12 protein-coding genes are annotated in these 14,095 nt (G+C 71.9%); all 12 read right to left on the minus strand.

Annotated elements, in window-relative coordinates:
- Window positions 1–6: 6 nt before the first annotated feature.
- From AC07RM_RS00630 to AC07RM_RS00685, 12 genes are read right to left on the minus strand one after another with little or no spacing between them, the layout of a single operon-like run.
- Window positions 7–792, minus strand: a complete 786-nt coding sequence (locus AC07RM_RS00630; protein WP_093350099.1) for a response regulator transcription factor — start codon at window positions 790–792, stop codon at window positions 7–9.
- Entirely contained in the window at window positions 765–1,901 is a 1,137-nt protein-coding gene (galE, locus tag AC07RM_RS00635) for a UDP-glucose 4-epimerase GalE (protein ID WP_495332196.1), read from the minus strand. The genes AC07RM_RS00630 and galE overlap by 28 nt, the downstream gene beginning before the upstream one ends.
- On the minus strand, window positions 1,898–3,169 hold the full coding sequence (locus AC07RM_RS00640) for a glycosyltransferase WbuB (protein WP_495332198.1): 1,272 nt from the start codon (window positions 3,167–3,169) through the stop codon (window positions 1,898–1,900). The genes galE and AC07RM_RS00640 overlap by 4 nt, the downstream gene beginning before the upstream one ends.
- On the minus strand, window positions 3,166–4,464 hold the full coding sequence (locus tag AC07RM_RS00645) for a lipopolysaccharide biosynthesis protein (protein ID WP_495332200.1): 1,299 nt from the start codon (window positions 4,462–4,464) through the stop codon (window positions 3,166–3,168). The genes AC07RM_RS00640 and AC07RM_RS00645 overlap by 4 nt, the downstream gene beginning before the upstream one ends.
- A 22-nt stretch (window positions 4,465–4,486) precedes the next feature.
- Window positions 4,487–5,419, minus strand: a complete 933-nt coding sequence (locus AC07RM_RS00650) for a hypothetical protein (protein ID WP_495332202.1) — start codon at window positions 5,417–5,419, stop codon at window positions 4,487–4,489.
- A 32-nt stretch (window positions 5,420–5,451) separates the two neighbouring features.
- Window positions 5,452–6,426, minus strand: a complete 975-nt coding sequence (locus tag AC07RM_RS00655) for a hypothetical protein (RefSeq protein ID WP_495332204.1) — start codon at window positions 6,424–6,426, stop codon at window positions 5,452–5,454.
- On the minus strand, window positions 6,423–7,502 hold the full coding sequence (locus AC07RM_RS00660; RefSeq protein WP_495332206.1) for a glycosyltransferase: 1,080 nt from the start codon (window positions 7,500–7,502) through the stop codon (window positions 6,423–6,425). Before AC07RM_RS00660 ends, AC07RM_RS00655 begins: the two co-directional genes overlap by 4 nt.
- 8 nt (window positions 7,503–7,510) lie before the next feature.
- Entirely contained in the window at window positions 7,511–8,821 is a 1,311-nt protein-coding gene (locus AC07RM_RS00665) for a hypothetical protein (protein ID WP_495332208.1), read from the minus strand.
- 38 nt (window positions 8,822–8,859) lie between these two features.
- Window positions 8,860–9,837, minus strand: coding sequence for a GDP-L-fucose synthase family protein (locus AC07RM_RS00670; protein ID WP_495332210.1), 978 nt, complete (start codon window positions 9,835–9,837; stop codon window positions 8,860–8,862).
- A gap of 51 nt (window positions 9,838–9,888) precedes the next feature.
- The gene (locus AC07RM_RS00675; RefSeq protein ID WP_093350076.1) at window positions 9,889–10,548 is read right to left on the minus strand and encodes a sugar transferase; all 660 of its coding nucleotides are present in this window, start codon (window positions 10,546–10,548) and stop codon (window positions 9,889–9,891) included.
- Window positions 10,545–12,836, minus strand: a complete 2,292-nt coding sequence (locus AC07RM_RS00680; protein WP_495332212.1) for a polysaccharide biosynthesis tyrosine autokinase — start codon at window positions 12,834–12,836, stop codon at window positions 10,545–10,547. The genes AC07RM_RS00675 and AC07RM_RS00680 overlap by 4 nt, the downstream gene beginning before the upstream one ends.
- Before the next feature lie 59 nt (window positions 12,837–12,895).
- A complete protein-coding gene (locus AC07RM_RS00685) occupies window positions 12,896–14,086 on the minus strand; it encodes a polysaccharide biosynthesis/export family protein (protein ID WP_495332214.1) in 1,191 nt (396 codons plus the stop codon).
- Between the last annotated feature and the right edge of the window lie 9 nt (window positions 14,087–14,095).

The raw sequence follows: 14,095 nt of genomic DNA on the forward strand, positions 1-14,095 counted from the left end.
GGCGGCTCAGAGCTGGCCGGTGTGCGTCGCGAAGCTCACGGCCTGCGCGCGCGAATGCACCTGCAGCTTCTTGTAGATGTTCTTGATGTGGGCATTGACGGTCTGGCCCGATATGCCGAGCCGTTCGCTGATCTCCTTGGAGACGCAGCCGCGTGCCACGCAGCGCAGCACCTCGCGCTCGCGCGTGGTCAGCGTGGCCTCGCGCTGCGGCGCATCGGGTGGTGGATCGCCGGCCTGCTGGCTCAGGCGCGCGAGCAGGCGGCGCGACAGCCGCGGCGTGATCGCTGCGCCGCCGTTGACCACCTGCAGCACGGCCTGCGCGAAGCTCTGCAGCCAGGCGTTCTTCAGCAGGTAGCCGGTCGCGCCGAGCTCGAAGGCACGCATCACGTGGGCGTCGTCCTCGAGCGCCGAGACCACGATGATCTCGCAGTAGCTGTGCTGCTTGCGCGCCTCGCGGATCAGGTCGAAGCCGGTGCCGTCGCCCAGGTGCAGGTCGAGCATCAGCACGTCGAACTCCTGCGTCGCCAGCAGGCGCCGCCCCTCGCGCACGCTGCCGGCCTGCGCCTGCAGCTGGATGCGCATGTCCGACAGCAGCTCCTGCGCGATCACGCGCCGCATGAACTCATCGTCGTCCACCAGCAGCACGCGCACCGGCGCGTTCTCCTGCCCGGTCAGGAAGTGCGGCCACTGCGGCTCGGCCGGCGGGCAGACGCCCGTGGTGTAGCTCGCGCGGCGCGCGAAGGTCCGGCCGGACTCCGGCGTCTCTAGAGAGGAAGGAACGGTATCGGACATGAAGGGATCCCTGGTTGAGTGGAAGGCGTTCGGGGTAGCGGAAGCGGGAGCGGTGGGGATGGCGGCGGCGGCGCGGCCTCGTCGAAGCCGTGCGGATTGCCGACCTGCCAGCGCCAGCTGTCGGCGCACATGTCGTCGAGGCTGCGGCGCGCGCGCCAGCCGAAGCGGGCCTGGGCGCTGCCCGCGTCGGCCCAGTAGGCCGGCGCGTCGCCGGGGCGCCGTGGCCCCAGGCGCAGCGCGATCGCGCGGCCGCTGGCGCGCTCGAAGGCCGAGACCACCTCGAGCACCGAGGCGCCGCGCCCCGTGCCGAGGTTGGCCATCAGGATCCCCGGCTCGCGCGTCACGTGGCGCAGCGCCGCCACATGGCCCTCGGCCACGTCCATCACGTGCACGTAGTCGCGCACGCCGGTGCCGTCGGCGGTGTCGTAGTCGGTGCCGTGCACCACCAGGTGCGCGCGCGTGCCCACCGCCACCTGCGAGATGTAGGGCATGAGGTTGTTGGGGCGGCCGTTCGGGTGCTCGCCGATCAGGCCGCTCTCGTGCGCGCCCACGGGGTTGAAGAAGCGCAGGCAGGCGATGCCCCAGCGCGCGTCGGCGTGCGCCAGGTCGAGCAGCACCGTCTCCACCATGGCCTTGGTGCGGCCGTAGGGATTGACGGCGGCGTGCGGCGCGCTCTCGGGGATCGGCGAACTCGCCGTGTCGCCGTATACCGTGGCCGAGGACGAGAACACCAGCCGGCGCACGCCCGCGCCGTCCATGGCGCGCACCAGCGCCAGCGTGCCCGCCACGTTGACCTCGTAGTAGCCGAGCGGGTCGTCCACCGAATCGCCGACCGCCTTCAGCCCCGCCAGGTGCAGCACCGCGCCGAAGGCATGCGCGGCGAACACCCGCTCGAGCGCCGCGGCGTCGCGCACGTCGGCGCGCACCAGGAGCGGCGCCACGCCCGTGATGGCCGCGATCCGCTCCAGCGAGCGCGCGCTGCTGTTGACCAGCGTGTCGAGCACCACCGGCAGGTAGCCGGCCGCGATCAGCGCCACGCAGGCGTGGCTGCCGATGAAGCCCGCGCCGCCGGTCACGAGGATTTTGGGAGGGGAGAAGGCGGCGTTCATGGCGATGCGGGCTGCGCGCTGCGTTCCGCGAGGCAGCGCAGCAGCTCGGCCTCGAGGCGCCGGAAGATCGCGTCCTGGTCCAGCTCGGCCTCGGCGAGGGCGCGGCCGGCCGCGCCCAGGGTCTCGCGCCGCGAACGGCAGGCCGCGAGCTGCGCGATCGCGTCGGCGAGCGCGCGCGCGTCGCCCGGCGGCACCACCACGCCGCGGCCCGTCACGGCGCGGCCGAGCTCGGTGTCGGGATGCGCGGTCACGATCACGGCCCGCCCACTCGCGAGCATGCCGGTCAGCTTCGAGGGCATCACCAGGTCGGCGGCGTCGGCGCGCTGCGGCAGCACATGGATGTCGGCGCTGCCGAGCAGCTCGTCGAGCCGCTCGGCCGGTTGCAGGTCGAGGAAGTGCACGTGGCGCAGGCGCAGGCAGGCATCCATCAGCGCCGCGCGGCTCGGCCCGTTGCCGCAGATGACGAAGTGCAGCGCCGGCGCATCGGCCAGCAGCGCGGCGGCTTCGGCCAGCAGCTCGATGCCCTGCTTGTGGCCCAGGCTGCCCGCGTAGAGCACCAGCACCGCGTCGGGCGCGATCCCGAGCGCGGCGCGATAGCCGCCGGCGGGATTGGGTACCTCGGGGTCGCGCGGTGGGGCCGGCCGGATCGCACGCAGGTCGACGCCGTTCGGGAACAGCACGAGCCGCTCCGGCGCCACGCCCTTGTCGCGGGCCTTGGCGAGCATCGCGGCCGAGATCGTCGAGACGCGGTCGAAACGGCCCATCAGCCAGCACTCGGCCGCCAGCGCCATGCGCCGCACCCGGCCACCGCGCACCAGGCCCAGGCCGAAGGCCGCGTCCACCTCGTAGTCCTGGATATGCAGCCACGATTTGCAGCGCAACAGCTTCGACAGCAGCAGCACGCCCGGCGCGCAGAACAGCGGCGGCTCCACCACCATCACCACGTCGGGCCGCCAGCGCGCCTGTGCCAGCAGCAGCGGCAGGCTCGACAGCATGAACGACGCGAGGTGCGCGAGGCGGGCCAGCGTGCGCGGACGCGCGGGCACCCAGGTCGGCGCGCGCCAGACATCGACGCCCTGCCAGTCGCCGCGGCGGTAGGCCCAGGCCGAATGGCCCTCGGCCACCTGCCATTGCGGAAAGAAGGGCGGCGCCGCGATCACGCGCACCGCGTGGCCCCGCGCGCTCAGCCAGCGCGCCATCTCGCCCGAGTACTTGCCCACGCCGGCCAGCTCGGGCGCGAAGTTCATCGAGTGCAGCAGGATCTTCATGGCCGGCTCCGCCATGCGCCGCGCGCCATGCGCGCGATGGGAAATATGCCGAACTCCAGCCGCATGCGCAGCTCGTAGAGCACGAAGTCGCTGACGCAGGCGAGCAGGAACACGTAGTGCGGCTGGCCCGGAAAGGCCCGGATCACCACGGCGTACGACAGCAGCCGCAGCCCCACCTCGAGCAGCGCCCAGCGTGCCAGCGAGGCCACCGGCACGCGCAGCGCGAGCAGCATCTCGTGGTGCACGGTGTAGGTGCGCAGCAGGAAGTAGGGCGCGATGCACAGGAAGATCTCGAGCGCCTCGCGGCCGACCTTCAGCAGCGGCGCGGCCAGCACGATCAGCGCGGCCAGCCCCGCGAACAGGCCGCAGCCCAGCAGGAAGGATTGCCGTGCGAGCTTGAACACCGAGGCGTCGAGCTGCTCGGCGCTGGCCGTGCGCATCGCCGGGGTCTTGGTGTAGAGGAAGGCCTGCACGAACTGCGAGGGCGCCTCGGCCAGCAGGAACGCGAGCTTGAAGGCACCCACATAGCCCAGCGGCATGAAGAAGGCCACCACCAGCAGGTCGGACTTGCGCAGCGCGAACAGCAGCAGCGAATAGACGGTGGCGCCGCCCTGGGCCGAGAGCGCCAAGGTGGCGGCCCCGCGTGGCGGCCGGCTGGCGCGGCCCGCGCGCACGATGGCCACGGCCACCAGCGCGAAGGCGAACAGGTTGATGGCCAGCAGCTGCGGCACGTCCAGGGCGTCGCCCGCATGGCCCAGCGCGGCGAGGCCCGCCACGCCCAGCACCAGGATGCTCGAGCGCACACCGGATTCGAGATTCAGCAGCCCCGCGTGGCCGAGCCCGCGGCTGTAGGCGAGCCGCAGGCTGTTGAACGAGAAGACGGCGAGCGTGGCGGCGACCAGCACCAGCGCCGTGGCGGACGCGGGCACGCGCTGCAGCGCCAGCATGCCGAGCGCGAGCAGCAGCGCGATCGGCAGCCCGATCGCGAGCGTGCGCACCAGGTCGCCACGCTGGATGCGCGGGCCCGGGCCGGCGGCGTGGCGCGAGAACAGCAGCGAACTGCCGAGCGTGCCGATCACCAGCGCCGCCTCGAGCACCGACTGGTAGATCGAGTAGGCACCGAAGCGCGCGGGCGCCACGTGGGCGGCCAGCAGGAAGACGGCGAGGAAGCCCGAGAGATAGACGTAGAAGCGCGACGCCAGCGCGCCCAGCCCGTGCAGCGGCAGCGCGCGCAGCAGCCCCGCGGCGGGCAGGCTGCGCAGCGCGGGCGGCAGGCGGAGCGGTCGGATCGGCATGGTGGGTGTCGCGATCGGCGCGTTACTTCGAGGGCGGCAGGTCGGCGAGCCGATCCGCGGCGGGCGCGCGCCGCGCGAGCAGGCCCATGCCGAAGGCCCGGTTCTTGGCCCGGCGCGCGAACTGCAGCCCGTAGGTCAGCAGCGCGACCCGGCGCGTGCCGCCGCGCAGCGCATGCGCCATCGCCAGCTTCGCGCGGCCCTGGAAATGCAGGGCCAGCGCGTTCACCGTCTCGCCGGCCCGCGTCGTGAGGCAGGGCTGGCCGTCGCGGTAGGTCAGGTGCTTGGCACCGCCCAAGAGCCGGAACTCGTTGGCGCGCAGGTTGTGGGCGCTGCTGATGTTGTGGTCGATCACGCAGCCGCCGAACACGCGGTTGATCGGCCGTGCATTGCCGCTCGCCTGGGCCCACAGATGCAGCAGCGTCATGTCCGATACGCCGCCGCGCTCGCCCCGGGCCGCGAAGCGCGCGGCGATCTCGCGCAGCGTCGCGCGCCCCGTGCGGCTGGTGTAGGTGTCGAGCACGAAGGCGACGAAGCCCGCGAGGCCCGCGGCGCTCCAGTAGCTCACGTGCGGCGATATCTGGCACGGGTCCCAGCCATCGAGGGGCTCGATGAACGAGCCCGAGAAGTCCGCCTCTCCGACCAGCCGACGCACGTGCGCACCGAGGCCGCGGAACAGCAGCACGTCGCTGTCGAGCAGCACGAACTCGCGGCATTCGGGCTGCGCCTCGAGGTGGGCCGCCAGCAGGAAGTAGCGCCGGAAGCAGATCTTCTCGAACGCGGGCGTGTTGCTCGACAGGTGCACGTAGCTGCGGCACAGGCGCTCGTAGTCCGCGCCGGCCTCGGTGCCCGCGAGCACCAGCAGGTTCTCCCGCGCGCGGGCGGCCGATTCGCGGCACAGCGCCAGGGTCTTGTTCTGGCGGTCTTCCACCACGATGAAAAGAAGCGGTTGGGTCATGGTCGGCGAGGCCTGGGGCGGGAGCGGTGAATTCAGGGAGTGGGCGCCGTCGCGCTGCGCACCAGCGCGACATGCGCGGGCAGGAAGCGGAAGTCGGCATCGAGCGGCAGGTCGAGCGTGAACAGCCCCTTGCGCGCGACCGCCTCGGCGATCCAGCCGCGCAGCTGGGCCGCGGCGAAGCGCGGCGCGGAGACGCGGCCCCACGAGGCGGCCAGCGGCGTCAGCACGTGGAACATCAGGTCCGAGGGCGGCGCGACCAGCTGCGCGGGCGGGTCCATGAACTCGCCGGCCATCAGGTTCTGGCATGGCGCGGCCTTGAGGCTGAAGCGCTGCGGCCCTTCGCCCGCGTTGAAGGCGAGCCAGCGGTCGCTCGCGCCGCTGCGCGCGGCGCCGCACAGCGCGTTCCAGTCCGAGGGCGTCATGTCGCGCGTGTTGTAGGTGCCGTCGAACCACCAGCCGCGCACCAGCGTGCCGTAGCGCTGCGACCACTCGCCGATCACCTGCGACCAGCCGGCGATGAAGCGCGCGGGCGGCGGCTGCTGTTCCGAGACGTCGCCGAGGCAGCCCATCAGGTAGCGATCGTCCTGCGGCGCGCGAAACGGCAGGTACAGCACCATCGCGATGCCGCGGCGGCGCAGCGCGCGACCGATCTCCAGCGGCAGGTCGCGCGGCGGGCGGTCGCGCGCGCTGGCCGGGCACAGCGCCTCGAGCGCGGCATTGGGCGCGATGTACTGGCCGCTGTTCTGCCCCAGCGTGAGCACCAGGTAGGAGGCGCGCATCTCGGCCAGCGTGGCCGCGAAGGCTTCGACGTCGAAGCGCGCCATGTCGGCGATCGAGCGGCGGTCGGGCAGGTAGTGGACCATCACGCCGAAGCCGGGCGGTGCCAGCGCGGGCAATGGCGCGGCGAGGGCCGGCTCCGCGGAAACGGTGGTTTGGGCGGTGGCCGTCGCGGCGAACAGCGTCGTCGCCACGATCCGCGCCAGGAACCAACGAAGCGTGCGGGTCATGGCAGTGCGGCCTCGAAGGAAGCGGCCGTGCGCTGCAGCCCGAGATAGCGCGCCGCCACCGCCGCGGGCGCGCAGGCCGGCGCGTTCGCCCATGCCGGGCGTGCCTGCCGGTGCGCCGCGAGGTGGCGCGCCAGCGCGTCCAGGTCGCAGCACTGGTCGTCGACGAGGAAGGCATAGCCGCCGAACAGCTCGCGGTGCACGGGGATGTCCGACAGCAGCAGCGGCACGCCCAGCGTTGCCGCCTCGGCGGCCGAGAGGTTGAAGCCCTCGAAGCGCGACAGCGAGATGAAGGCCTGCGCGCCGCGGTAGAGGCCGATCAGCTCCTCGCGCGGCACCAGCCCGCGGTGGCGCACGCAGCCGCGCAGCGAGGGCGTCTCGGCCGCCACCATGCGCGCCACCTCGGCCGCGCCGTTGCCCGTGATGTCGAGCCGGTCGACCAGGCCCGCGCGCTTCATGCGCTCGAACAGCCGCAAGGTGCCGCCGAAGTTCTTGTGCGGGTAGTAGTGGTAGGCCGCGATCAGGTAGCGCTCGCCCGCGGGCGCGGCCTCGGGCGGGGCCTGCATGGCGACCGCGTCGACCGGGTTGAAGATCACCGTCGAATGCGCGCAAGACCCGAAATGGCGCTCGAAATCCTGCTGGCTGCTGCGGCTGATGAACACCACCTGCGCGTGGCTGCGCGCGAGCCGGCGCAGGTTCCAGTCGAGCCAGAGCCGCTTGGCGCGGCTGAAGTGTTCGGGATGGGCCTTGTACTGCAGGTCGTGCACGATCACGATCGCGTCGCGGTGCCGGCCGAACAGAGCGAAGGGCAGGAAGTAGTTCGGGAACAGCGAGCACAGCCGTCGTTCCGCGCGCCAGGCATGCAGCTGGTGGAGGTTGTAGAGCAGCGTCTCGAGCACGAAGCGGCTGAGCCCGGTGCGGCGCGCGAGCTCAAACAGCCGCGGGTGCCGCTCGCTGGCCGAGGCGATCGCCTCGCCGGCCGACAGCCGCATGCTGCGCAGCAGCACCTCGCAGACGTTGAGCACGCCGCCGGCGCCGCGGTTGAGCCGCAGCGTGTCGTAGAAGAGATAGTCGGACATCGTGGGGCTCATGCTTGGGTGGCGGGACGGGGTGCGAGCGCGCGGCGCGCGGGACCGAAGCCGGTGCACAGGGCACCGACCAGCAGCGCCGCGATCAGCCCCGAGGCCGCGAACGGACCCCAGCCCAGGATCGGCCCGCGCATGAAGGGCACGTAGGCCGCGAGCAGCACCAGCGCCGCGAGGTAGCCGCGCGAGAGCGGGCCGTGCGTGTCGATTGCGCGGTCGACCCGGCGAAACAGGCTCGACAGCAGGAAGCCGAACACCAGCGGGCCTGGCAGGCCGAAGTCGAAGAAGACGGTGGCGAATTGCGCCAGCGACAGGTTGCTCTGCGAGAAGTTGCCGAGCACGGCGGGCCAGCCCAGCGGGTCGAAGTCGGGAAACAGCTTCAGGTCGCGCGGCAGCACGAACGAGAAGCCCGACAGCAGGTAGCGGCCGAAGCCGAGATCGGGCGACGGCGCGCGCTCCAGCAGGCCGGCCACCACGTACATCGCATCGAAGTCGGGGCTGTAGGGAAAGGTCGCCAGCGACTCGCCCCACATGCTGCCGCGCGACAGCAGGTTGAACACCGGGCCCAGGCCCGCGATGGCGGCGAAGACCACAAAGGCCAGCGTCCAGCGCCGCGAGCGGCCGAGACCGTGGATCAACAGCGGCAGCAGGCCGATCAGCAGGATCTGGCGCGCGGTGTTGACCGGGTTCGCCGCGATGGCGGCCGCGGCCAGCGCCAGCGCGGCCAGGCACCAGGCAGTGGCCGTGCGCTGACGCAGCGCATGGATCGCCAGCGCGACGAAGCACATCAGCACCACCAGCTTGGGCAGCGTCGAATAGACGATGAAGTCCAGCGGCGCATTCTCGATTTCGCCGGGAAGCCCGCGCGCCACGAAGTTGAGGTCGGCGCGCGCCAGCAATACCGCGAAGGCCGCGCCCAGCAGGCCAAGCAACAGCAGCGGATGCGCCGCGCCGGGCGCCGGCGCGGTGCCCGCGGTGTGGCGCAACGGTGGATCGACGACGCCGAAGCGCGCCGCCTCCACGCCGGCCATGTAAAGCAGCAGCAGCATCAGCGCCTGCGTGTGCGCCACCGTGCCGATCACGCCGGCTTCCCAGAAGCTCAGGTCCTGCGCGATCTGGATCGCCGGCGCGAGCGAGAAGTAGGTCAGCAGGGTGATGTAGTGCACGAGCAGGAACACGCTCGCGCCCGGGCCGCCGAGCAGCGCAAGCTGCAGCAGCGACAGCAGGAACACCGCCACGTAGCCCCACACCGGGTCGAGCAGGCCGCACAGCATCGCCGCGGCGAGGCCGCACCAGAAGCACAGGATTCTCATGAGCGTCTCGCCGTTCGTTCGTTCGAGGGCGGCGGCGCTCAGGCCGGCGCCAGGGTCTCGACCGGCCGCACCGCGCGGCTGTAGTCGGCATAGGTGCGCCGCAGCCCGTCGGTCAGCGGCATCGTGGCGTGCCAGCCGATGCTGGCGGCGCGCGACACCTCGAGCAGCTTGCGCGGCGCGCCGTCGGGCTGCGAGGTGTCGAACTGGATCCGCCCGCGGTAGCCGACCACCTCGCGGATGTGCTCGGCCAGCTCGGCGATCGACAGGTCGTCACCGGTGCCGAGGTTGATGTGGGCGCGCATCGGCTCGGTGTGCGTGTCGTAGACGGCGCGCGAGAGGTTCATCACCGCGATGCAGCCGTCGACCATGTCGTCGACGTAGAGGAACTCGCGGCGCGCGCGACCCGTGCCCCAGATCAGCACGCTGGGCGCGGCGGTGGACTTGGCGAGGTGGAAGCGCCGGATCAGCGCCGGCACCACGTGGCTGTTCTCGATGTGGTAGTTGTCGCCGGGCCCGTAGAGGTTGCTCGGCATCACGCTGCGGTAGTCGATGCCGTGCGAGGCGCCGTACTGCCGGTTGTAGCTCTCGCACAGCTTGATGCCGGCGATCTTGGCGATCGCGTAGGGCTCGTTGGTCGGCTCGAGCCGGCCGCCGAGCAACGCCTCCTCGGCGATCGGCTGGTCGGCCAGACGCGGGTAGATGCAGCTCGAGCCGAGGAACAGCAGCCGCGTGACGTTCGCGAGGAAGGCCTGGTGCGTCACGTTGGCCGCGATCATCAGGTTCTGGTAGATGAACTCGGCCGGGTAGCTCATGTTGGCGTGGATGCCGCCGACCTTGGCCGCGGCCAGGTAGACCTGGTCGATGCGTTCGCTCGCGAAGAAGCGGCGCACCGCCTCCTGGTCGAGCAGGTCGAGTGCCTCGCGGTCGCGCGTGACGACCTCGTGGCCCATGGCGCGCAAGCGCCTCGAGAGCGATTGGCCCACCATGCCGCGATGGCCTGCAACGTAGATACGCATAGGTTCTTTCGTGAAGTTCGGAATCCGGGATCGATGACTGCGGCGGCTTCGCTAGCCCGAGCCGCGCGCGCCGGCCACCACGGCGAAGGTCTTGAACAGAATGGCCACGTCGTGGCGCAGCGACAGCGTCGCGACGTAGTCGGCGTCCATGGCGGCGCGGCGCCGATAGCTCACCTCGCTGCGGCCGCTGATCTGCCACAGACCGGTGATGCCGGGGCGCACCGCGCAGTAGTGGCCCCAGTAGCCGCCGTACAGGTCCTTCTGCGAGAACATGCAGGGGCGCGGGCCGACCATGCTCATGTCGCCCTTGAGCACGTTCCAGAACTGCGGCAGCTCGTCGATGCTGTACTTGCGCAGGATCGCGCCGAAGGGCGTGATGCGCGGGTCGCGGTCCAGCTTCTGGTACTTGGCCCACTGCAGCCGCGCCGCCGCGTCCTCGCGCAGGTGGCGCGCCAGCACTCCGTCGGCGTCGGCCACCATCGAGCGGAACTTGTAGAAGCGGAACACGCGGCCGTTCTTGCCGTAGCGCGGCTGCATGTAGATCGCGGGCCGGCCCGAACTCAGCAGCACGCCGATCCACACCAGCGCATAGGCCCAGCCGAACAGCAGGAAGAAGCTGCCCGCCATGGCGATGTCGACGCCGCGCTTGGCGGCCATCAGCGCGCGCCCCTCGAGCGAAGGCGCGGCCGGCGCGGTCTGCAGCAGGCTCATGCGGCCGCCCCCGTTGCGCCCGGCGCGGCCAGCGGCGGCGTGAGGGCCGGATACTCGTGCGCGCGCACCCGGTAGGCGCCATAGCGGTAGGCATGGCTGCCGTAGTAGCGCTGCCGCGCATCGAGCGCGTTGAGCACCACGCCCTGGAAGCGCGCGCCCGCATGCCGCAGTTCCTTCATGCTTTGCGTCAGGTCGCCGAGCTCGTTGTCGCCGGCGCGCGCCACCATCAGCAGCGTGCCCATGTGGACCGCCATCTCGGGCGCCTCCGAGGCCAGCAGCGTGGGTGGTGCATCGACGATCACCGTGTCGTAACGCTGCGAGAGCCGATCGAGCAGCCGCGCGAAGGCATCGCCGCACAGCAGGCCGGTGGGGTCGCGCGGCGGCACGCCGCTGGCCATCACGTCGAGTTGCGGCAGCACGGCGCGGTGGATCGCAGCCCGTTCGTCGATCTCGCCGAGCAGCAGCTCCGCCAGGCCGTCCCGCGGTGCCAGTCCGAAATACGGCCCCAGGCTGCTGCGCCGCAGGTCGGCGTCGATCAGCAGCACGCGCCGGCCGCCGGCGGCGAGCACCACCGCCAGGTTGGCCGACACGAAGCTCTTGCCGGCGCCCGGCGTGGCGCTCGACACCATGATGCGGTTGTTGCGCGCGCCCGGCAGCGCGAACTTGAGCGCGGTGCGCAGCCGGCGCACGCCCTCGAGCGCCGGGTCTTCGGGATGCTGCATCGCGAGCACGTGCACGCCGGGCAGGCCGTGCTGTGCCGCGCGGTCGAGCAGGCGCTGGTGCCGGCTCAGCGCCACCGTGCTGTAGACCTCGAGCCCGGTGTGGGCCTCGATCTCGGCCGGGCTCGCGACCGTGGCGCGCCACGAGCGGCGCAGCAGCACCGCGCCCAGGCCCGTGAACAGACCCGCCACCAGCGCCAGGCCCATCGCGATCGCCGCCCGGGGGCGGATCGGCTTCTCGGGCTGCAGCGCCGGGTCGAGCACGCGCACGTTGCCGATGCGGCCCTCCTTCGCGAGCCGCATCTGCAGCGAGCTGTTGAGCAGCGCCACGTAGAGGTCGGTGTTGACCTTGATGTCGCGCTGCATGCGCAGGGCGTTCTGCTGCAGCTGCGGCATGCGCCGGATGCTGAGCTCGACCGTGCCGAGCCCCTTGCGCAACGCGGCGATCTGCGCGTCGATGGTCTGCACGCTGGGATCGCGCGCGGTGAAGCGCTCGGTCAGCTCGAGCCGCTTCTGGGTGGCGTCGAAGAGCTTGGCCTGCAGGGTCACGTTCTGCGTCAGTGCATTGCGTGCCTCGTCGTCCAGGCTGATGGTGCCGTTCTGGTTGCGGTACTGGTTGTAGGCTTCCTCGGATTGCTCGAGCTGCGACTTGAGCTTGGGCAGCTCGCCGCCCAGGAAGTCGAGCGCGCGCTGCGCCTGCGCGGTCTTCTGGTCGATGTTGAGCCGCACGTACAGCCGCGCCACCTCGTTGAGCAGGGTGGCCAGCTGCATGCGGTCGTCGTGCTGCCAGCTCAGGTCCATCACCGAGGACTGCTTGCCCTTCTCGATCACGCGCAGGTCGCGCTGCAGCGCGAGCAGCGTGAGCTGCTTCGACTGGCGCACCAGCTCGAACTGCGCGCCCGGCAGGCCGGCCATCGAGCCCACCAGCAGGTGCAGCGGGCCGAGCGCGGTCTCCACGTCGAGCGGCGCCCCCACCGTGCCGACGATCGGTTCGGCCAGCTTCGGATGCGTCAGCGTGAAGCCGCTGCGCGTGCCCGCGGTGAGCAGGAAGCGCGAGCCCTCGAGCTCGGGCGGCACGTCCATCTGCGCGACGACGATGCGCTCGGCGCCGTGGACGTAGCCGCCCAGGCCCAGCAGGCCGGGCTGCGACAGTTCCCTGGCGCCGCGCGCGAGCCAGGCGCCGATCAGCGGCAGGTACAGCGGCCGGGCCTCGATGTAGAGCTTGGTGTCCTCGATCGCCTGGCCCAGCACCAGCCGCGACTTGAGGATCTCGGCCTCGCCCGCGGTCGGCGTCTTGGCGTTGAGCGCGCTGCTCGCCGACTCGCCCAGCAGGGTGCCGCCCGAGCGCTCGGCGTCTTCCACCTGCAGCAGCACGTTGGCCTCGTACACGCGCGGACCGAACAGGGTGTAGAGCGCGCCCAGCAGCAGCGCGGCCGCGACGAACTTCGCGATCGTCCAGCGGTTGTCGAGGAAGAGGTCGATGTGTTCCCGCAGGCGCGAGCGCACCAGGGGAGCATCGGCCGGCGGGTCCGCGGGCGCGGGGGCCGCGATGAGCGATCGGGCATTCATGAGTTCACCTCGTGGTCTGTCGGGGGCGGGAGCGGGGGAGCCTGGCGAGCGGCGCGCCATCAGCGGCGGCTCGCCGTGCCGCCGAGGTTCACGACCTGGGCGGCGGGCAGGATCAGGCTGATCACGCGGTTCCAGCGCACCAGCGGCACCGGGTCGATGTAGACCACGTCGCGCGGCCGCAGCTCGAAGCGGTCGGCCAGCGCGAGCGCCACCGGGTTCTTCGCGTCGAGGTGGTAGACGTCGGGCACGTCGCCGCTCGCGTTGCGCACCACGTAGATCTGCCCGGGCGAGGAGGTCTGCAGCTCGGGACCGCCGGCGTCGCCGAGCGCCTCGTTGAGGCTCAGCCGGCCGTTGCGCATCAGCAGGGCCGAGGGCCGCAGGATCTCGCCCATCACGTAGACGCGGCTGTCGTCGCGCGTGCCGACGTTCACGACGTCGCCGCTGCGCAGCGGGATGCGGCCCGCGTCGTAGCCCTGGACCTGCAGCGCCGGCAGGTCGATCGTCAGCGCGCGCCCGCCGCGCGTGAGCACGATGCGCGAGCGGTCGGCGCTGGCGTTGGTGCTGCCCGCGCGGCTCAGGGCCTCGGCCAGCGTCATCGGCACGTCGGTGAAGATCTGCAGGCCCGGCATGCGCACGTCGCCCTCCACGTAGACGCGGCGGCTGCGGAAAGTCTGGATGCGCGCGCTGACCAGCGGGTCCTTGACGAAGGGCGCGATGCGCCTGGCGATCATCTCGGAGGCGGCGCTCTCGGTCAGGCCTTCCACCTTGGTACGGCCGATGTAGGGAAAGCTGATCTCGCCTTCGCCGTCCACGATGAAGCCCGGCGCGACGCTCACGCCGGTGGCGTCGGTCTGCTGCGAGATCACGGCGCCCTGGCTGGGCATCAGCTCCGGATGGCGGTAGACCACGATGCCGATCACATCGCCGGCGCCGATCGTGTAGGCCGGCGACTTGCCGAACAGTTCGCGGACCTCGGGCGACGGCCCCGTCGGCTGGCGTGCGGCCAGCTCGCGCACCAGCGCGGGCGTGATCGGCACGATCCGCGGTTCGCCGCGCGCGCCGGTCGGCCCGCTGCCGCCCGTGCTGCCCGCGTTGCCCGAGCTGCGCCAGGTGCCGCTGTCGGGCGAGCTGAAGCCCGGGATGCCGCAGCCGGCCAGGCCGAGCGCGAGCAGTGCGGCCACGGCCGCGACGCCGAGGCGCGCGCGGTGCCCCGGCTGTGCGGCGGGGGCGGTTGAAACGAGGGGCGTCATGGGGTGTCC

It is taken from the genome of Variovorax sp. GW821-FHT09B05 (genome assembly GCF_059418265.1).